General features: G+C 62.0%; 26 protein-coding genes. 2 read left to right on the top strand and 24 right to left on the bottom strand.

Annotated features, from left to right (window positions below; translation table 11 throughout):
* Positions 1–2217 carry a cytochrome c biogenesis protein ResB gene (locus CFB41_RS01610; protein WP_089455448.1) on the bottom strand — a complete coding sequence of 739 codons (2217 nt, stop codon included), beginning with the start codon at positions 2215–2217 and terminating at the stop codon, positions 1–3.
* Between the two features lie 204 nt (positions 2218–2421).
* On the bottom strand, positions 2422–3075 hold the full coding sequence (locus CFB41_RS01605; protein WP_089455447.1) for a cytochrome c: 654 nt from the start codon (positions 3073–3075) through the stop codon (positions 2422–2424).
* A 214-nt stretch (positions 3076–3289) separates the two neighbouring features.
* Here CFB41_RS01605 and yihA point away from each other — a divergent pair, with 214 nt between their 5' ends.
* Both yihA and hemB read left to right on the top strand, forming a co-directional pair.
* Entirely contained in the window at positions 3290–3949 is a 660-nt protein-coding gene (gene yihA, locus CFB41_RS01600) for a ribosome biogenesis GTP-binding protein YihA/YsxC (RefSeq protein ID WP_089424303.1), read from the top strand.
* Between the two features lie 252 nt (positions 3950–4201).
* Complete coding sequence (gene hemB / locus CFB41_RS01595) at positions 4202–5200, top strand: porphobilinogen synthase (RefSeq protein WP_089439041.1); 999 nt, start codon at positions 4202–4204, stop codon at positions 5198–5200.
* A gap of 154 nt (positions 5201–5354) precedes the next feature.
* Here the strand turns inward: hemB and dsbD are convergent, their stop codons facing one another.
* The 22 genes from dsbD to rpmC all read right to left on the bottom strand — a co-directional run bounded on the left by dsbD (position 5355) and on the right by rpmC (position 17593).
* On the bottom strand, positions 5355–7211 hold the full coding sequence (gene dsbD, locus CFB41_RS01590) for a protein-disulfide reductase DsbD (protein WP_089455446.1): 1857 nt from the start codon (positions 7209–7211) through the stop codon (positions 5355–5357).
* Entirely contained in the window at positions 7204–7530 is a 327-nt protein-coding gene (gene cutA, locus CFB41_RS01585) for a divalent-cation tolerance protein CutA (protein ID WP_089455445.1), read from the bottom strand. Before cutA ends, dsbD begins: the two co-directional genes overlap by 8 nt.
* A 202-nt stretch (positions 7531–7732) precedes the next feature.
* Positions 7733–8128 carry a 50S ribosomal protein L17 gene (gene rplQ / locus CFB41_RS01580; protein ID WP_006477175.1) on the bottom strand — a complete coding sequence of 132 codons (396 nt, stop codon included), beginning with the start codon at positions 8126–8128 and terminating at the stop codon, positions 7733–7735.
* A gap of 138 nt (positions 8129–8266) precedes the next feature.
* The gene (locus tag CFB41_RS01575; protein ID WP_006477176.1) at positions 8267–9244 is read right to left on the bottom strand and encodes a DNA-directed RNA polymerase subunit alpha; all 978 of its coding nucleotides are present in this window, start codon (positions 9242–9244) and stop codon (positions 8267–8269) included.
* Positions 9245–9368: 124 nt separating this feature from the next.
* Positions 9369–9992, bottom strand: coding sequence for a 30S ribosomal protein S4 (gene rpsD / locus CFB41_RS01570; protein ID WP_006477177.1), 624 nt, complete (start codon positions 9990–9992; stop codon positions 9369–9371).
* A gap of 154 nt (positions 9993–10146) precedes the next feature.
* Positions 10147–10548: a 30S ribosomal protein S11 gene (gene rpsK, locus CFB41_RS01565; protein ID WP_004197937.1), complete on the bottom strand. Its 402-nt coding sequence runs from the start codon at positions 10546–10548 to the stop codon at positions 10147–10149.
* A 28-nt stretch (positions 10549–10576) separates the two neighbouring features.
* Positions 10577–10942 carry a 30S ribosomal protein S13 gene (gene rpsM, locus CFB41_RS01560; RefSeq protein ID WP_006477178.1) on the bottom strand — a complete coding sequence of 122 codons (366 nt, stop codon included), beginning with the start codon at positions 10940–10942 and terminating at the stop codon, positions 10577–10579.
* A gap of 38 nt (positions 10943–10980) precedes the next feature.
* On the bottom strand, positions 10981–11097 hold the full coding sequence (rpmJ, locus tag CFB41_RS01555) for a 50S ribosomal protein L36 (RefSeq protein WP_004199844.1): 117 nt from the start codon (positions 11095–11097) through the stop codon (positions 10981–10983).
* 20 nt (positions 11098–11117) lie between these two features.
* Positions 11118–11336: a translation initiation factor IF-1 gene (infA, locus tag CFB41_RS01550; RefSeq protein WP_004521905.1), complete on the bottom strand. Its 219-nt coding sequence runs from the start codon at positions 11334–11336 to the stop codon at positions 11118–11120.
* A gap of 7 nt (positions 11337–11343) precedes the next feature.
* Entirely contained in the window at positions 11344–12693 is a 1350-nt protein-coding gene (secY, locus tag CFB41_RS01545) for a preprotein translocase subunit SecY (RefSeq protein WP_006482915.1), read from the bottom strand.
* Positions 12694–12735: 42 nt separating this feature from the next.
* Positions 12736–13170, bottom strand: a complete 435-nt coding sequence (gene rplO, locus CFB41_RS01540) for a 50S ribosomal protein L15 (RefSeq protein WP_006482880.1) — start codon at positions 13168–13170, stop codon at positions 12736–12738.
* 26 nt (positions 13171–13196) lie between these two features.
* Positions 13197–13379 (bottom strand): 50S ribosomal protein L30, encoded by a 183-nt coding sequence (rpmD, locus tag CFB41_RS01535; RefSeq protein WP_006400644.1) that lies wholly within the window; start codon positions 13377–13379, stop codon positions 13197–13199.
* Positions 13380–13394: 15 nt separating this feature from the next.
* Complete coding sequence (gene rpsE, locus CFB41_RS01530) at positions 13395–13913, bottom strand: 30S ribosomal protein S5 (RefSeq protein WP_006482895.1); 519 nt, start codon at positions 13911–13913, stop codon at positions 13395–13397.
* 14 nt (positions 13914–13927) lie between these two features.
* The gene (gene rplR / locus CFB41_RS01525; protein WP_006477183.1) at positions 13928–14293 is read right to left on the bottom strand and encodes a 50S ribosomal protein L18; all 366 of its coding nucleotides are present in this window, start codon (positions 14291–14293) and stop codon (positions 13928–13930) included.
* Between the two features lie 12 nt (positions 14294–14305).
* Complete coding sequence (gene rplF / locus CFB41_RS01520) at positions 14306–14836, bottom strand: 50S ribosomal protein L6 (protein ID WP_006758786.1); 531 nt, start codon at positions 14834–14836, stop codon at positions 14306–14308.
* Positions 14837–14854: 18 nt separating this feature from the next.
* On the bottom strand, positions 14855–15250 hold the full coding sequence (gene rpsH, locus CFB41_RS01515) for a 30S ribosomal protein S8 (protein ID WP_011350677.1): 396 nt from the start codon (positions 15248–15250) through the stop codon (positions 14855–14857).
* Positions 15251–15264: 14 nt separating this feature from the next.
* Positions 15265–15570 (bottom strand): 30S ribosomal protein S14, encoded by a 306-nt coding sequence (gene rpsN / locus CFB41_RS01510; RefSeq protein WP_011350676.1) that lies wholly within the window; start codon positions 15568–15570, stop codon positions 15265–15267.
* Positions 15571–15577: 7 nt separating this feature from the next.
* Entirely contained in the window at positions 15578–16117 is a 540-nt protein-coding gene (rplE, locus tag CFB41_RS01505) for a 50S ribosomal protein L5 (RefSeq protein ID WP_006477186.1), read from the bottom strand.
* 16 nt (positions 16118–16133) lie between these two features.
* Complete coding sequence (gene rplX / locus CFB41_RS01500) at positions 16134–16442, bottom strand: 50S ribosomal protein L24 (RefSeq protein WP_006477187.1); 309 nt, start codon at positions 16440–16442, stop codon at positions 16134–16136.
* A 9-nt stretch (positions 16443–16451) separates the two neighbouring features.
* Entirely contained in the window at positions 16452–16820 is a 369-nt protein-coding gene (rplN, locus tag CFB41_RS01495) for a 50S ribosomal protein L14 (RefSeq protein WP_006482918.1), read from the bottom strand.
* Between the two features lie 309 nt (positions 16821–17129).
* Positions 17130–17402 carry a 30S ribosomal protein S17 gene (rpsQ, locus tag CFB41_RS01490; protein ID WP_006477189.1) on the bottom strand — a complete coding sequence of 91 codons (273 nt, stop codon included), beginning with the start codon at positions 17400–17402 and terminating at the stop codon, positions 17130–17132.
* Complete coding sequence (rpmC, locus tag CFB41_RS01485; protein ID WP_006400652.1) at positions 17399–17593, bottom strand: 50S ribosomal protein L29; 195 nt, start codon at positions 17591–17593, stop codon at positions 17399–17401. The genes rpsQ and rpmC overlap by 4 nt, the downstream gene beginning before the upstream one ends.
* Between the last annotated feature and the right edge of the window lie 3 nt (positions 17594–17596).

The following is a 17596-nucleotide window of genomic DNA, read 5'->3' as shown; positions in this document are numbered from 1 at the left end:
TTACCGGGTGGAATTCTCGGAATCGGAACCGTCGCCGGCAGGCGGACGGGCCGTCGATGCCGCACCGGCCGGCGCGGCGTCGCGAGGTGCGGCGTGCAACGCGGCACCCGCCGCGTCGCGCGTCTGCACGAACTCTTTCTCGAAATCGAAGGTCTTGCGGGCCGTGGACATTGCCATCACCACATCGACGCCCGAACCGGCGTCCTTCAACCAGAACCAGAGGCGCCGCTCGCGCACGTAGAACATCGAGAAGATGCCGGCGACCAGCAGCAGGCTGCCAAGATACACCAGATTCTTGCCGGGTGCGCGCGTCAACTGAAATACCGAAGCTTGCACCTGCTTGAATGAGTCAAGCTGCAAATAGACCGGCGATCCATACAAAAAGCTGTCGGATAGCGCATTGATCGCGTTCTGCACGAAGCGGATCGTGTCGGTACCCTGCTGCGCCGCCGGCTCGCCCGCACGCTCCCGCGCGATCTGCCAGACCTCCCACATCGAGCCCTCGAGCATCCGCAGCAGCAGGCTCGCGGCCTTCTCCTGCTCGGCCTTCGGCACCGAGCGGTCGATGAACGTCGCCACCGCCTGGAAGCCGCCGATCGGCTGGCCATCGGCGCCACGCCCGACGCTGTCGTCGCCCGCCGCAAAAAGGGTCAGCACCTTCAGCGCGCTGTCCTGCAGGCGGCTGCGCAGCGATGCGTCCATGCCCGGCAGCGAACGCTGCGCGAAGCGCGCAGCGGCCTCGGCGCGCGCGGACGGATCCTCGAGCGCGGCACGCAGGTGCATCCATTCGCCGATCGAATCCTGGCTGTCGGCCGGGATCCGCATGTAGCGGAACGGGTCGTTCGGGCTCGCACGCACGCCGGCGAGGAACACGCGCTCGCCGTTCATGTCGACGGGCAGCATGTAGTTGTTGAATTCGCGCGCCTGGCCGTCCTTGCCGCGGATCTTGTACTGCACGGACGGGCCGATGTTGTGGAGCTGCGTCGGCTTCGACGTCTTTGCGCCGGAGCCGAGGCGTTCGTCGAACGCCTCCTTCAGCGAGCTCGTCGTCGCGACACCGCGCACGTCCGGCTTGCCGTTCGCGTCGGCCATGTTCTCGACGTTGATCGCGCGGAAATCGGAGAACTCGATCGTTTCGCCGTCGTTGCCCGGCATCTGCAGCGGCGCCGAACTGCCGATCGTCCCCTTCACGGGGAAGGTTTTCGCGTTGCCGCCGGTCATCGGGTAGGCCGTCATCTGCATCTGCGAGCCGCCGTCCTGGAAGCTCGACTGGTAGATCGACACACCCTTGTACGTGAACGGCTTGTTGACCTCGACGCGCGCCGGGATCTTCTGGCCGGTCTCGCGATCGATCACGACGATGTCGCTCGCGAACAGCTTCGGCATGCCCGTCGTGTAGTAGTCGACGATGAACTTGTTGAGCTGGATCGAGAACGGCAGGTCCTGGATCAGCGAGCCGCTCGGCTGGTTCAGGATCGCGGTCGACACGAACTGCCCCTCGGGCACCCACGCGTAGCCGCGGAACGTCGGGTTCGACGCGGACAGGCGATGGTCGGGCGAGATCTCGCTGATCGTCGCGCTCGTGTTGACCGGGCTCTTGCCGAACATCCACATCTGGAATTTGATCGGCAGGTTGCTGTCGAGCAGGCCGCCGATACAGATCACGACGATCGCGAGGTGCGCGGAGATGTAGCCCCACTTGGTCATCGCACCGCGCTTCGCGGAGATCAGCGTCGCGCCGTCGTTCTCACGCACGATGTGCTTGTAGCCGGCCTTGGTGACGAACGTCGCGAGCGTCGCAGTGACCGTCGCGCGCGTGCCGGACGTCGTGTACTCGGCCTTGTGGTGGAAGGCCCGCAGGCTGCCTTCGCGAACCTTGTCCTTCCAGCTCTTCGCATCGGCGAGCATCTTCGGCGCGTTGCGGATCACGCACAGCGAGATCGACACGACGAGGAAGATCAGGATCAGCATGAACCACCACGCGCTGTACACGTTGTACAGGCCGAGCGAGCGGAAGATGTCCGCCCAGAACGGCCCGAACTGGTTCACATAGTTCGGATACGGATCGTCCTGGGTCAGGACCGTGCCGATGATGCTCGCAATCGACAGCACCACCAGCAGCGCAATCGCGAAGCGCATCGAGCTCAGCAGCTCGACCGCGCGCTTGGACGCACCCTGACCCGACTTCGACTGCAACCCCGACGTGGTAACGCTCATTCAAACTCCGACTCAGGGGAAACAGCCCCCAACGCTCACTTTGATCATTGCCCCCGAAGGGGCGGCCAGCACGCTCGTGACGGCCGGCGCGCGCTGACAAAAAAGAAGGGCGAGGCAACCGCAACGACGCGGCGCCCCACCCTTTTCTTGTTCTGACTCCGGCCGCCCTTCGGGCGCCCGGTCATTCCGTTGGCGGCTGACCGCTCAACGCAGGCCCGCGATGTAATCCGCGACGGCCTTGATCTCGTTGTCCGACAGCCGCGTGGCGATCTGATGCATCGCCTCGTTGTTGTTGCGCGCGCCGGCACCCTGCTGGAACGCGGTCAACTGCGCGACCGTGTAATCGGCCCATTGCCCCGACAGACGCGGATACTGGACCGGGATCCCTTGCCCTGTCGGCCCGTGGCAGCTCGCGCAGGCGGGTACGCCCTTCTCCGCGATGCCGCCGCGATAGATCTTCTGGCCGATCGGCACGGTTGCCGCATCGCGCGCGGTGCCGAGCTTCGTCGTCTGCGCCCCGTAGTACGCGGCGACGTTGCGCATGTCGTCCGCGCTCAGCGCGCTCGCGAATCCGACCATCACCGCGTTGGTGCGCATCGGCCCCTTCGCGCCCGGCTGCGTCTTGAAGTCGTTCAACTGCTTGACCAGATATTCGGGATGCTGGCCGGCGAGCTTCGGGAAACTGCCCGATGAGCTATTGCCATCGGCGCCGTGACACGACGCGCAGACCTGCCCGGCAATCGCCTTGCCACGGTCGAGATCCGGCTTTGCCGCATCCGCCGCGTTTGCCTCCGCTACGAAACCTACGAACCCTGCTGCAACCTGAAGCACCATCAGAGACTTGCACAGTCGATTCATTCGCACACCCTGTTTCGTCTTGTGGGAATTTGAGGTTCTGCAAAAAACGACGGCGTTCAGTCTACCGCAGAAGCTACATAAAAGCGCGAGGCAGGCGCCCGGTAGCCTTCGGTAAAACCGCCGTATTGTACAATATCGTGTTGAAAGCTCCGGCGCCTATCGGGGCTACCCCGCCTCCACCAAGCGGCTCGCGCCGCCCGTCCTTCCGGTTCCCATGGCCTTTCTGCTCCATCAAGCCCGCTTCTACACGACCGTCAACCATCTGCGCGACCTGCCGCCGACGGTCCAGCCGGAAATCGCGTTCGCGGGCCGCTCGAATGCCGGCAAGTCGACGGCGATCAACGTGCTGTGCAACCAGAAGCGGCTCGCCTTCGCGTCGAAGACGCCCGGCCGCACGCAGCATATCAACTACTTCTCCGTCGGCCCGGCCGCCGAACCCGTCGCGAATCTCGTCGACCTGCCCGGCTACGGCTACGCGGAAGTGCCCGGCGCCGCCAAGGCGCATTGGGAAATGCTGCTGTCGTCCTACCTCGCGACCCGCTCGCAGCTCTGCGGCCTGATCCTGATGATGGATTCGCGCCGTCCGCTGACCGATCTCGACCGCCGCATGATCGAGTGGTTCGTGCCGACCGGCAAACCGATCCACACGCTGCTGACGAAGTGCGACAAATTGACGCGGCAAGAAAGCATCAACGCGCTGCGGACCACGCAAAAGGGGCTCGATGCGTATCGTGACCAGGGTGTCCAGGGCAAGCTGACGGTCCAGCTGTTCTCGGCGATGAAGCGCGTCGGGCTCGACGAGGCGCACGAATTGATCGAAAGCTGGGTGCGGCCGTCCGTCGCCGACGAAAAAAGCGAGCCTGTAGCACAATGATCGGGCAACGCGCGGCCGGGATCGGCGGCGCGCACCTGACGGCGCCTGCGGTTTCGGCCGGCTCATAAAAAAACCCGCCGTTGAACGGCGGGTCAAACAGCCTAATCGAAAAACGACAGGCACCCGCTCAGGGAGGAGAAGCGGGGAGCTGCACGCGACGCGTGCCGCTCGATCGCTATCATATACCAACGCTCCCGAAAATGACCTAAGGGTTCCGTAAGGTCTTACTGCCCTGATTTCTACCCAATCGCCATGAGCTTCCATCCGCTTCATCGTCCGCGCCGGATGCGCCGCGACGACTTCTCCCGGCGCCTGATGCGCGAAAACCGCCTGACCACCGACGACCTGATCTATCCGGTGTTCGTCGTCGAAGGCACCCATGAACGGCAGCCGGTGCCGTCGATGCCCGGCGTCGAACGCGTGTCCGTCGATCTGCTGATGCAGGTCGCCGAGCAGTGCGTCGAACTCGGGGTGCCCGTGCTGTCGCTGTTCCCGGCCATCGAGCCGTCGGTGAAAACGCCTGACGGCCGCGAGGCAGCCAATCCGGAAGGCCTGATCCCGCGCGCGGTGCGCGAGCTGAAGAAGCGCTTCCCCGAACTCGGCGTGCTGACCGACGTCGCACTCGATCCGTACACGAGCCACGGCCAGGACGGCGTGCTCGACGAAAACGGCTACGTGATCAACGACGACACGATCGAGATCCTGATCGACCAGGCGCGCGCGCAGGCGGAAGCCGGCGTCGACATCGTCGCCCCGTCGGACATGATGGACGGCCGCATCGGCGCGATCCGCGAAATGCTCGAAAGCGACGGCCATATCCACACGCGGATCATGGCCTATTCGGCCAAGTTCGCGTCGGCGTTCTACGGCCCGTTCCGCGACGCGGTCGGCTCCGCGTCCAATCTGGGCAAGGGCAACAAGATGACCTACCAGATGGATCCGGCGAACAGCGACGAAGCGCTGCGCGAAGTGCGCCTGGACATCGACGAAGGCGCCGACATGGTGATGGTCAAGCCCGGCATGCCGTACCTCGACATCGTGCGCCGCGTGAAGGACGAGTTCCGCTTCCCGACCTACGTGTACCAGGTGAGCGGTGAATACGCGATGCTGAAGGCCGCCGCGATGAATGGCTGGCTCGATCACGACAAGGTCGTGCTGGAATCGCTGCTCGCGTTCAAGCGCGCGGGCGCCGACGGCGTGCTCACGTACTTCGCACTCGACGCCGCGCGTCTGCTGAAAGCACAGCGCTAAGCGCCTGCCGGCAGGTGGAAAGAAAAACGGCGGGACACTTCGGTGTCCCGCCGTTTTTTGTTTGCTGTCGATCGCGGCCGTATGCCTTGTCGATCGTCAATTCATGCCACGCAAGCGCGCCGGTTCGCCACCCGCGCGCCCGCGACGCGCATGGTCATACCGTCGGGACCGCAGCCCGGTCGAGGCTGCGCAGGAACGTTTCGGCCGCCTGATAGCCGACCACGCGCCCGATCTCGTTGCCGCTTCGATCGAAGAAGATGATGCCTGGCGGGCCGAACAGGTTGAAGCGCTTCAGCAGCGCCTGGTCATCCGGGTTGTTCGCGGTGACGTCCGCGCGCACGAGGTGAAGTTGCGCGAGCCGCGCCTGCACGCGCGGGTCGGTAAACGTCAGATGCTCCATCTCCTTGCAGCTCACGCACCAGTCGGCGTAGAAGTCGAGCATCACGGGCTGGCTCGCCGTCTTCAGCAGCGTGTCGAGTTCGCCGCTCGAGCGCACCGATGCGAACGCGGGCCCTTCCTGAGCAGCGGCCGCGCCTGCTGCCGCCGTACCGCCCGACGCAACCGTGCGTGCCGCCAGCACCGCCAGCGGCTTGACCGGATCGGTCGATCCCGCAGCCAGCCCGACGAGCAGCGTGGCCGCCCAGATCGCGAGCGCAGCGCCCACGCCACGGCCAAGGCGGCGCCAGATCGACGTGGCGCCGGCATTCGGCGAGAACAACCCGAGCGCCGCGGCCGCGATCAGCAGCCACAACGCAGCGAGCACCATCTTCAGGCCACCGGCCAGCACCGGCCACACGATCCACAGCGCGGCTGCGAGCAGCACGATGCCGAAGAACACCTTCACGCCGTCCATCCATGCGCCGGCGCGCGGCAGTACCGTCCCGGCCCCGACGCCGACGACCAGCAGCGGCACGCCCAGCCCCAGCCCCATCGCGAACAATGCAGCGCCGCCGAGCAGCGCATTGCCCGTGTGCGCGATGAACGCGAGCACCGCGAACAGCGGCGCCGTCATGCATGCGCCGACGACCAGCGCGGACAGCGCACCCATCGCCGCGACCGCGATGAAATGGCCGCCCTGACGCGCGCTCGATGCCTCGGCCGCGCCGTTTTGCCAGCGCGCGGGCAGCGCGATGTCCTTGCCCGAGATCAACGAGACGGCAAACGCAGTCAACAGCACGCCGAACGCGCCGAGCACCCACGGGTTCTGCAACCACGCGCCGAGGCTCTGGCCCACCAGCGCCGCGGCAATGCCAAGCACCGTGTAGACCAGCGCCATGCCGACCACATAGGTCAGCGACAGCGCGAAGCCGCGCGCATGCGTCGCGCGCGTGCCCTGGCCGATGATGATCGCCGACACGATCGGAATCATCGGATACGAACACGGCAGGAGGCTCAACACGACGCCCGCGACGAAATACAGTGCGACGATCGTGAAGAAGCCATGCCCTTCGAGCAGCGACTGCGCAAAATCGGCGCTCGTGACCTTGTCGAACCAGCTGCCCTCGGCAACCGCAACGCCGGGCGACGGTGACGACGACGCGGCACCCAGCGCGGCGCCGTCGACCTTCACGACGTGCTCGGCCGGCGGATAGCAGATGCCCTCGTCCGCGCACCCCTGCGACGTCACCGCGAGCTCGAACGGGCCCGATGCCTGCTTGACGGGCACGTGCACGACGACTTCGTCACGGTAGGTCTCGACGTCCTTCTGGAACGTCTGGTCGAACTTCACGTGGCCGGCCGGAAATTGCGGATCGCCGAGCGTCGCCTGCCCGCTCTTCACCGCGAACGCGAACCGCTCGCGGTACAGGTAATAGCCATTGGCGACCTTGAAGCGGACATCCACCTGTCCCGGCGATTCGCTCGCACTGAACTTGAACGCAACCGACGGATCGAGGAAATCGTCGGCCGCGCGCGCGACCGACAGGCCGCCCAGCACGAGCATGAACGACAACAGGACTGCGAGGAATCGCAGCGCGCGCACGCGCACGGGAAGCGCCATACCGTTAAACATGAAATAGACGTTGAGTTTCGCTGGTCACCCACTGGCCGTACGCGGCCGATGCCGTCGTCTGCCACGAGACGATTTCGGGCGTCTCGTAAGGATGATGCGCGAGAATAAATCGCTCCAGTTCGAGCGCCCGCACGGGGCTCGTCTTGAACAGCAACTGGATCTCGTCGGCCGTTTCGACCTTGCCCTGCCAGTGATAGCGCGACGTGATCGCGCCGAGCTCCGACACGCACGCGGCAAGCCGCGCATCGAGCGCACCGTCTGAAAGCGCCTTGGCGGTCTCGGCATCGGGCACCGTCGTCAGCATCAGCACCACTATCATCCGCGCCCTCCTGGCTGGTCTATTGGCTCCTGCCGACGCGGATTGCCCACCTGGGGCGCGCGCCGGCTGCCCCGTATCGTAGCGCAGCCCGCGCAACGCTGCCGGCACCGCCCTGCGACAATCGATCGCAGCCGGCGCCGGAAAAACAAAAAGGGCCAAGCAATTGCTCGGCCCCTTTCAGTTACTGCTGCGTACTGGAAGCTTACTCAGCTTCTTGCACGTTTTCCGTTTCGTCGACTTCCGGACGATCGAGCAGCTCGACCAGTGCCATCGGTGCGTTGTCGCCCACGCGGAAGCCGAACTTCAGCACGCGCAGGTAGCCGCCCGGACGGTTCGCGAAACGCGGACCGAGCACGTCGAACAGCTTCGCCACCGAGTCACGATCGCGCAGGCGGTTGAACGCCAGGCGACGGTTTGCCAGCGACGGCTTCTTGCCGAGCGTGATCAGCGGCTCGACGACTTTACGGAGTTCCTTCGCCTTCGGCAGCGTCGTCTTGATGACTTCGTGCTCGATCAGCGAGTTGGACATGTTACGGAGCATAGCCAGACGGTGGCTGCTCGTGCGGTTCAGTTTCCGCAGACCATGACGATGGCGCATTTCAGTTTCCTTGATTCAAAGTTTTGATCCAGCTCTTCTATCGCACCTCGACGGGTGCACGGGCCGGTAACGAAAAAAAGCAAGATGCGGATTTTAAAGGAAAATCCGCATCTTTGCCAACTACAGCAACAACCGAGCTTACTTGTCGAGACCAGCCGGCGGCCAGTTTTCGAGCTTCATGCCCAGCGTGAGACCGCGCGAAGCGAGCACTTCCTTGATCTCGTTGAGCGACTTGCGACCGAGGTTCGGCGTCTTCAGCAGCTCGTTTTCCGTGCGCTGGATCAGGTCGCCGATGTAGTAGATGTTCTCGGCCTTCAGGCAGTTCGCCGAACGAACCGTCAGCTCGAGATCGTCCACCGGACGCAGCAGGATCGGATCGATCTGCGGTGCACGCGACGGCGCTTCGGCTGCCGTTTCCGTGCCTTCCAGCGCCGCGAACACGGACAGCTGGTCGACCAGGATGCGGGCCGATTGACGGATCGCTTCTTCCGGCGTGATCACACCGCTCGTCTCGATGTTCATCACGAGCTTGTCGAGGTCGGTACGCTGTTCGACACGTGCGCTTTCGACAGCGTAGCTCACGCGGCGAACCGGCGAGAACGATGCGTCGAGGACGATGCGGCCGATGATCTTGGCCGTGTCTTCGCCGTAGCGACGAACGTTGCCGGGCACGTAGCCGCGACCCTTTTCGATCTTGATCTGAACGTCGAGCTTGCCGCCCTTCGACAGGTGTGCAATCACGTGATTCGGGTTGATGACTTCGCAGTCGTGAGCCAGCTCGATATCGCCGGCCGTGACAACGCCTTCACCTTCCTTGCGCAGCGTAACCGTCACTTCGTCACGGTTATGCAGCTTGAACACCACGCCCTTCAGGTTCAGCAGCAGGTTGACGACGTCTTCCTGCACGCCATCCAGCGTCGAGTACTCGTGCACCACGCCCGCGATCGTCACTTCGGTCGGCGCGTAGCCAACCATCGACGACAGCAGCACGCGGCGAAGCGCATTGCCCAAGGTGTGGCCGTAACCGCGTTCGAACGGTTCCATGACCACCCTCGCGTGGTTCTCGCCCAGCGATTCCACGGCGATGATCTTGGGTTTCAGCAAACTGGTTTGCATGGGCTTTCCTTTTCAATACCCTCGGCTCGTTACACCGATAAGGCTGACCGGTAACAACCAGAAAATAAACAGCCGAGGCCCCTCCTTGCGCAACGCAATCGGGGTACCTCGGCCGTCAATCGGATTAACGCGAATACAATTCGACGATCAGGCTTTCGTTGATGTCGCCTGCGATTTCAGCGCGTTCCGGCATTTGCTTGAACGTGCCTTCGAACTTCTTCGCATCGACTGCAACCCAGCTCGGCATGCCGCCTTGCTCGGCCAGCGACAGCGCTTCGACGATACGCGCCTGCTTCTTCGCCTTTTCGCGGATCGCGACGACGTCGCCTGCCTTCACTTGCTGCGACGGGACGTTCGCGACGACGCCGTTCACGGTGATCGACTTGTGGCTCACCAGCTGACGCGCTTCAGCGCGGGTCGAGCCGAAGCCCATGCGATACACGACGTTGTCGAGACGCGATTCGAGCAGTTGCAGCAGGTTTTCACCCGTGTTGCCCTTGCGGCGGTCGGCTTCAGCGAAGTAGCGGCGGAACTGACGCTCCAGCACGCCGTAGATACGCTTGACCTTCTGCTTTTCGCGCAGCTGCGTACCGTAGTCGGACGTACGTGCGCCCGAGGTACGGCCGTGCTGACCCGGCTTGCTGTCGAGCTTGCACTTGTCGGCGAGCGAGCGGCGTGCGCTCTTCAGGAACAGGTCGGTGCCTTCACGGCGGGACAGCTTGGCCTTCGGGCCGATATAACGTGCCACTTTGCATTCCTCTATCAATCAGTCACGCAGATCTGAATCCGCGCTAGTTCGCGCCCTTTGGGGCGAACGGTGGGCTTAGTCAATCAAAAAAGCAACGCCCGTCGACGCTGAGCGGCGACAGGCAATGTGCTAGCACGAACGTGCCAGCACACCTTTAGATACGACGACGCTTCGGCGGACGGCAGCCGTTGTGCGGAATCGGGGTGACGTCCGAAATCGCGGTGATCTTGATGCCGAGGCCGTGCAGTGCGCGCACTGCCGACTCACGACCCGGGCCCGGGCCCTTGATCCGCACTTCCAGATTCTTCACGCCGTATTCCATCGCGACGCGACCAGCCGACTCGGCTGCGACCTGGGCAGCGAACGGCGTCGATTTGCGCGAGCCCTTGAAGCCCTGACCGCCCGACGTCGCCCATGCCAGTGCGTTGCCTTGGCGATCGGTGATCGTGATGATCGTGTTGTTGAACGACGCGTGAACGTGAACCACGCCTTCAGCGACGTTCTTCTTAACCTTCTTGCGAACGCGTTGCGCCGCGGTGTTCGAAGCCTTAGCCATTACGTTTTCCTGTAACTGTCAGTTCCGCTTACTTCTTCAGCGCTTGCGCTGCACGACGCGGACCCTTGCGAGTACGTGCGTTCGTACGCGTACGCTGACCGCGCATCGGCAGGCCCTTGCGATGACGAACACCACGGTAGCAACCGAGGTCCATCAGGCGCTTGATGTTCATCGTCACTTCACGGCGCAGATCGCCTTCGACGACAAACTTGCCCACTTCTTCACGCAGCTTTTCCAAGTCTGCGTCGGTCAAGTCCTTGACCTTCTTCGAAAAATCGACGCCAGCTGCCACGCAGATGCTGCGCGAACGGGTGCGGCCGACACCAAAGATTGCCGTCAGGCCGATCTCGGTGTGCTGGTGATTCGGGATGTTAACCCCTGCGATACGAGCCATTGTTTTTCCTCAAACAAAAAGCGCAAACAAACGCGCGGTCAGCCTTGGCGCTGCTTGTGGCGCGGATCCGAGCTGCAGATCACGCGAACGACGCCTTTGCGCTTGATGATCTTGCAATTGCGGCAAATGCGCTTAACCGATGCCATCACTTTCATGATAATACCCTTTTTTCAAATCACTTCGCCCGGAACACGATCCGCGCACGAGACAGATCGTAAGGCGTCAATTCAACCGTCACCTTGTCGCCCGGCAGGATGCGGATGTAGTGCATCCGCATCTTTCCGGAAATATGCCCCAACACGACATGGCCGTTTTCCAGCTTCACGCGGAAGGTCGCATTCGGGAGGTTTTCAATCACCTCACCCTGCATCTGGATTACATCGTCTTTGGCCATAGTCCTTTCAACGCATCGGGATGTTGCCGCCCTTGAAGTTCGCCTTCTTGAGCAGTGACTCATACTGTTGCGACATAACGTACGACTGCACCTGCGCCATAAAGTCCATCGTGACGACGACAATGATCAGCAGCGACGTTCCACCAAAATAAAACGGCACGTTCCAGCGCAGCACCAGAAACTCCGGCAGCAGACACACGAAGACGATGTAGATCGCACCGGCCAGCGTCAGACGCGTGAGGATGCGGTCGATATATCGTGCGGTCTGATCACCCGGACGGATGCCCGGAACAAACGCGCCACTCTTCTTCAGGTTGTCTGCGGTTTCCCTGCTGTTGAACACCAGTGCGGTGTAGAAGAAGCAGAAAAACACGATCGCCAGCGTGTACAGCAGCACATAGACCGGCTGGCCCGGCTTCAGCGCTTCCGCAACGTTATGCAACGTATTGGAAATCCAGCTTCCCGTCGGCTGACCGGTACTGAACCAGCCGAGAATCGTTGCCGGGAACAGAATGATCGACGATGCGAAGATCGGCGGAATCACACCCGACATGTTCAGCTTCAGCGGCAGATGCGACGACTGCCCACCGTAGATCTTGTTGCCGACCTGGCGCTTCGCGTAGTTCACGAGGATCTTGCGCTGACCGCGTTCGATGAACACGACCAGGTAAGTCACCGCGGCAATCAGGACGACGATGATGATCGCCGAAATGATGCTCATCGAACCCGTACGCACCAGCTCGAACAACCCACCGACGGCATTCGGGAACCCTGCTGCGATCCCGCCGAAGATGATGATCGAGATACCGTTGCCCAGACCACGCTCGGTAATCTGCTCGCCGAGCCACATCAGGAACATCGTACCGGTAACCAGCGTCACGACCGTCGTCAGACGGAACAGCATGCCGGGGTCAGTAACGAGGCCCGGCTGGTTTTCCAGCGCAGCCGCGATACCGAACGCCTGGAAGGTCGCGAGCACCACGGTGAAATACCGCGTGTACTGCGTGATCTTCCGTTGCCCTGCCTGCCCTTCCTTCTTCAGCGCCTCGAGCTGCGGCGAGACAATCGCCAGCAACTGCATGATGATCGACGCCGAGATGTACGGCATGATCCCCAGCGCAAAGATCGTGAAGCGGGAAAGCGCGCCACCCGAGAACATGTTGAACATGCCCAGGATGCCGCCCGCCTGGCTCTGGAACAGCTTAGCCAGTTGATCCGGATCGATGCCCGGCACGGGAATGTGCGCGCCGATGCGATAGACGATCAGCGCCAGGAGCAAGAACATTGCTCGCCGGCGCAGATCGCCGAATTTCGCCGTGCTTCGACCGGGTTTTGCAAGACTCGGGCTGTTAGCCAAGTACCTTCTCCGATGAATGCAAGTGACGACGCGCTACGCGTGTCACTCGGCGAACGAACCGCCAGCCGCTTCGATCGCAGCGCGCGCACCCTTGGTGGCACCGAGACCCTTCACGACGATCTTGCGCTTCAGTTCGCCCGTCGCGATGATCTTTGCGCTCTTCGTCAGCTCGCCGACCAGGCCGGCTTGCTTCAGTGCGAGCAGATCGATCTCATCGACCGGCAGCTTCTCGAGGTCGCCCAGGCGCACTTCACCGACGAATTCCTTCGTCAGCGACGTGAAGCCGCGCTTCGGCAGACGACGTTGCAGCGGCATCTGACCGCCTTCGAAACCGACTTTGTGGAAGCCGCCCGAACGCGATTTCTGACCCTTGTGACCACGGCCAGCCGTCTTGCCGAGGCCCGAACCGATGCCACGGCCGACGCGACGCTTGGCGTGCTTGGCGCCAGCTGCCGGCTTCAGGTTATTCAATTCCATATCAACTCCTTGATCCGTAGGGCCGCTTACGCGATGACCTTAACGAGGTACGAGACCTTGTTGATCATGCCGCGGACCGCCGGCGTGTCCTGAAGCTCGCTGACCGAGTTGAGTCGGCGCAGGCCCAGGCCACGCACGGTCGCGCGGTGCGATTCGCGGGTCCCGATCAGGCTCTTAACGAGCTGAACCTTGACAGTTTTTTCAGACATGGTGACCACCCGGGCTTAGCCCAAAATTTCTTCGACGGACTTGCCGCGCTTCGCCGCGATGTCTGCCGGGGTGGACTGCTTGCGCAGACCGTCCAGCGTGGCGCGAACGAGGTTGTACGGGTTCGTCGAACCGTGGCTCTTTGCCACAACGTTCTGAACGCCCATCACGTCGAACACTGCGCGCATCGGGCCGCCGGCGATCACGCCCGTACCTGCCTTCGCCGGAGCGAGGAGGACAGCGGATGCGCCATGCTTGCCGTGCACTTCGTGTTGCAGCGTGCCGTTCTTGAGCGGCACCTTGAACATGTTGCGGCGAGCTTGTTCCATTGCCTTCTGGACAGCGACCGGCACTTCCTTCGCCTTGCCCTTGCCCATACCGATGCGGCCATCACCGTCGCCAACCACGGTCAGTGCGGCGAAGCCGAGAATACGGCCACCCTTCACGACCTTGGTCACGCGATTGACCGAAATCATCTTTTCGCGAAGGCCGTCGTCGCGCTCGTCAGCCTGAACTTTCGCTTGCATCTTTGCCATGACGAATTCCTTCCTTAGAACTTGAGCCCAGCTTCGCGAGCTGCCTCAGCCAGCGCCTTGACGCGGCCGTGGTAGCGGAAGCCCGAGCGGTCGAAGGCGACGGATTCGATGCCGGCAGCCTTTGCCTTTTCGGCAATACGCTTGCCGATCAGCGTCGCGGCATTGACGTTGCCGCCCTTGCCCGACTTGTCGGCCAGTTCTGCGCGCACTTCTGCTTCGAGCGTCGACGCGCTGGCGAGCACCTTGGTGCCGCACGGCGAGAACACTTGAGCGTAGATGTGCGTGTTCGTGCGATGCACGGCGAGACGCGCGACCTGCAGCTCAGCGATCTTGATACGCGTCTGGCGAGCGCGGCGCAGGCGAGATTGAGTCTTATCCATGATTGCGCACCCTTACTTCTTCTTCGTTTCTTTGAGGATCACAACCTCGTCGGAATAGCGCACGCCCTTGCCCTTGTAGGGTTCCGGCGGACGGTAACCGCGGACTTCCGCAGCCACTTGACCGACTTGTTGCTTGTTGATCCCCTTGATCACGATTTCGGTTTGCGTCGGGGTTTCTGCCTTGACGCCTTCCGGCATCTGGTGCACCACCGGGTGCGAGAAACCCAGCGACAGGTTCAGCTTGTCGCCTTGCGCTTGCGCACGATAACCGACGCCAACCAGCGTCAGCTTGCGCTCGAAACCCTTGGTCACGCCGTGCACGGCATTCGCGATAATCGCGCGCATCGTGCCCGACAGTGCATTTGCTTCGCGGCTTTCGTCCACCGGCGACAGGTTCAGCGTGCCGTCGTTGTTCGCCACGTTCACGAGCGGATTGATCGCTTGCGTGATGGTGCCCAGCGGGCCCTTGACGGTGATCGCACCGTCGGCCAGCTTGACTTCCGCGCCTTGCAGCGCGATCGGGCTCTTACCTACTCGAGACATGTTTCTCTCTCCTCGGCTTTAAGCGACGTAGCAGATGACTTCGCCGCCGACGCCGGTAGCGCGCGCCTTGCGGTCGGTCATCACGCCCTTCGGCGTCGACACGATTGCCACACCGAGGCCATTCATGACCTGCGGGATGTCGTTACGGCCGCGGTACACGCGCAGGCCAGGCTTCGACACGCGTTCGATGCGTTCGATGACCGGACGGCCGGCGTAGTACTTCAGCGCGATATTCAGTTCGGACTTCGCACCTTCCGCCTTCACGGCGAAATCGTCGATATAGCCTTCGTCTTTCAGGACTTGCGCGATTGCAACCTTGACTTTCGACGAGGGCATCGACACCGATACCTTCTCGACCATCTGCCCGTTGCGGATGCGAGTCAGCATATCGGCGATAGGATCACTCATGCTCATTTACGTTTCTCCTATTACCAGCTCGCCTTGGTCAGGCCAGGAATCTCGCCACGGAATGCGATTTCACGAATCTTGTTACGCGCGAGGCCGAATTTACGGAACGTGCCACGCGGACGGCCCGTGATCGCGCAGCGGTTACGCTGGCGGGTCGGGTTTGCGTTGCGGGGCAGTTGCTGCAGCTCAAGGCGTGCTTCGTAGCGCTCTTCTTCCGACTTGCTTTGGTCTTCGACGATCGCCTTCAGCGCATCGCGCTTTGCTGCGAACTTCGCGACCAGGCGGGCGCGCTTCTTTTCACGTTCGATCAGTGCCAGTTTAGCCACGGTAACCTCAGTTTCTGAACGGGAACTTGAAGCTGGCGAGCAGAGCCTTTGCTTCGTCGTCGGTCTTCGCAGTCGTCGTGATGCTGATGTTCAGCCCACGCAGTGCGTCGATCTTGTCGTAGTCGATTTCGGGGAAAATGATCTGCTCTTTCACACCGATGTTGTAGTTGCCACGGCCATCGAAAGCACGACCCGACACGCCGCGGAAGTCACGCACGCGGGGCAGGGCAACCGTCACGAAACGGTCGAGGAATTCGTACATCGCTTGGCCACGCAGCGTCACCATCGCGCCAATCGGGTAGCCCTGGCGGATCTTGAAGCCTGCGATTGCCTTGCGTGCCTTGGTCACGACCGGCTTCTGACCAGCGATCTTCGTGAGGTCGCCAACGGCGTTCTCGATGATCTTCTTGTCAGCGATCGCTTCGCCAAGACCCATGTTCAGCGTGATCTTGGTGATGCGCGGCACTTCCATGACCGACTTGTAACCGAACTTCTCGATCAGGCCGGGCACAACCTTTTCTTTGTAAAACTCTTGAAAACGAGCCATTTTTTACTCCGCTGCGTCAGGCGCTCAGTACAGCACCGGTCGTCTTCAGGAAGCGAACCTTCTTGCCTTCCTCGACCTTGATGCCAACACGCGACGCCTTGCCATTCGCGTCGACCAGTGCGACGTTCGAAATATGCAGGGGCATCGTCTTCGCTTCCACGCCGCCCGTCGTACCCTTCATCGGGTTCGGCTTCACATGCTTCTTGACGAGGTTGATACCTTCAACCGTCACATGCTCTGCACCGACAGCCAGCACGACGCCGCGCTTGCCCTTGTCCTTGCCAGTGACGACGATGACTTCGTCACCTTTGCGAATCTTGTTCATCGCGACTCCTTACAGCACTTCCGGCGCCAGCGAAACGATCTTCATGAATCGTTCGCTACGCAGCTCACGCGTGACCGGCCCGAAAATACGGGTGCCGATCGGCTCGAGCTTGTTATTCAAAAGCACAGCGGCGTTGCCGTCGAACTTGATCAGCGAGCCGTCTTGACGGCGCACGCCCTTGGCGGTGCGGACCACCACGGCGTTGTAAATTTCGCCTTTCTTCACGCGCCCGCGCGGCGTTGCCTCTTTGACGCTCACCTTGATGATGTCGCCAATGCCGGCATAACGACGCTTCGAGCCGCCGAGCACCTTGATGCACAGGACTTCACGTGCACCCGTGTTGTCGGCTACTTCGAGCCGAGATTCGGTCTGGATCATGGTTTGTCTTTCCCAACTTAATCCGGATGCACCACCATGATGCATTCGGTCAGTCTTGGTCCCGTCAGCCAATCGGCTGCTTGGGTTGGAACAGCAGCGACGGCAAACGAAACCCGCCATCGCAATTCGGTGAATCTTTCGGACAGGCAGGCGCCAGTCCGCTTCCCCCACCAACTTCGCCCGCGACGGGGCTCCCATAAAGAGGGAAGACCAGGATTATAACAAATAATCCTGGTCACGCAAGCAAATACTTTGCGATTTCAAGCACTTCGCGGAGAAGTGCCTGTTACTGCCTACTGCGCTGCCCGCTTAGATGACGCGAGCTGCTTCGACGAGGCGCGACACCGTCCAGGCCTTCGTCTTCGAAACAGGACGGGTTTCCTGGATTTCGACGAGATCGCCTTCGTTGTAGGTGTTCGCTTCATCGTGCGCGTGGTACTTCTTCGAACGCACGACATACTTGCCGTAGATCGGGTGCTTGACGCGGTGCTCGATCAGCACGGTGACGGTCTTGTCCATCTTGTTGCTGACGACCCGACCGACCAGCGTCCGCTTCAGCGAGGTTTTCACGCTATCGTTCATTTCTGGTTCGCCTTCTGAGTCATGACGGTCCGCACACGTGCGATGTCGCGACGAACCTTCTTCAGCTGGCTCGTGTTCGTGAGCTGCTGGGTCGCGAGTTGCATGCGCAGGCCGAATTGCGCCTTCAGCAGGTCCGCCAGCTCCTTGTTGAGCGCGGCCTGGTCTTTCTGGAGAAGTTCGGAAGCCTTCATATT

It is taken from the genome of Burkholderia sp. AU33803 (assembly GCF_002223095.1).
GTDB lineage: Bacteria > Pseudomonadota > Gammaproteobacteria > Burkholderiales > Burkholderiaceae > Burkholderia.
This window is presented reverse-complemented; position numbering and strand designations above follow the sequence as displayed.

Coding starts and splice junctions, on each gene's coding strand:
- CFB41_RS01610 (WP_089455448.1), bottom strand. CDS start 2,217: ATGAGCGTTACCACGTCGGGGTTGCAGTCGAAGTCGGGTCAGGGTGCG.
- CFB41_RS01605 (WP_089455447.1), bottom strand. CDS start 3,075: ATGAATCGACTGTGCAAGTCTCTGATGGTGCTTCAGGTTGCAGCAGGG.
- yihA (WP_089424303.1), top strand. CDS start 3,290: ATGGCCTTTCTGCTCCATCAAGCCCGCTTCTACACGACCGTCAACCAT.
- hemB (WP_089439041.1), top strand. CDS start 4,202: ATGAGCTTCCATCCGCTTCATCGTCCGCGCCGGATGCGCCGCGACGAC.
- dsbD (WP_089455446.1), bottom strand. CDS start 7,211: ATGTTTAACGGTATGGCGCTTCCCGTGCGCGTGCGCGCGCTGCGATTC.
- cutA (WP_089455445.1), bottom strand. CDS start 7,530: ATGATAGTGGTGCTGATGCTGACGACGGTGCCCGATGCCGAGACCGCC.
- rplQ (WP_006477175.1), bottom strand. CDS start 8,128: ATGCGCCATCGTCATGGTCTGCGGAAACTGAACCGCACGAGCAGCCAC.
- CFB41_RS01575 (WP_006477176.1), bottom strand. CDS start 9,244: ATGCAAACCAGTTTGCTGAAACCCAAGATCATCGCCGTGGAATCGCTG.
- rpsK (WP_004197937.1), bottom strand. CDS start 10,548: ATGGCTAAGGCTTCGAACACCGCGGCGCAACGCGTTCGCAAGAAGGTT.
- rpsM (WP_006477178.1), bottom strand. CDS start 10,942: ATGGCTCGTATCGCAGGGGTTAACATCCCGAATCACCAGCACACCGAG.
- rpmJ (WP_004199844.1), bottom strand. CDS start 11,097: ATGAAAGTGATGGCATCGGTTAAGCGCATTTGCCGCAATTGCAAGATC.
- infA (WP_004521905.1), bottom strand. CDS start 11,336: ATGGCCAAAGACGATGTAATCCAGATGCAGGGTGAGGTGATTGAAAAC.
- rplO (WP_006482880.1), bottom strand. CDS start 13,170: ATGGAATTGAATAACCTGAAGCCGGCAGCTGGCGCCAAGCACGCCAAG.
- rpmD (WP_006400644.1), bottom strand. CDS start 13,379: ATGTCTGAAAAAACTGTCAAGGTTCAGCTCGTTAAGAGCCTGATCGGG.
- rpsE (WP_006482895.1), bottom strand. CDS start 13,913: ATGGCAAAGATGCAAGCGAAAGTTCAGGCTGACGAGCGCGACGACGGC.
- rplR (WP_006477183.1), bottom strand. CDS start 14,293: ATGGATAAGACTCAATCTCGCCTGCGCCGCGCTCGCCAGACGCGTATC.
- rplF (WP_006758786.1), bottom strand. CDS start 14,836: ATGTCTCGAGTAGGTAAGAGCCCGATCGCGCTGCAAGGCGCGGAAGTC.
- rpsH (WP_011350677.1), bottom strand. CDS start 15,250: ATGAGCATGAGTGATCCTATCGCCGATATGCTGACTCGCATCCGCAAC.
- rplE (WP_006477186.1), bottom strand. CDS start 16,117: ATGGCTCGTTTTCAAGAGTTTTACAAAGAAAAGGTTGTGCCCGGCCTG.
- rplX (WP_006477187.1), bottom strand. CDS start 16,442: ATGAACAAGATTCGCAAAGGTGACGAAGTCATCGTCGTCACTGGCAAG.
- rplN (WP_006482918.1), bottom strand. CDS start 16,820: ATGATCCAGACCGAATCTCGGCTCGAAGTAGCCGACAACACGGGTGCA.
- rpsQ (WP_006477189.1), bottom strand. CDS start 17,402: ATGAACGATAGCGTGAAAACCTCGCTGAAGCGGACGCTGGTCGGTCGG.
- rpmC (WP_006400652.1), bottom strand. CDS start 17,593: ATGAAGGCTTCCGAACTTCTCCAGAAAGACCAGGCCGCGCTCAACAAG.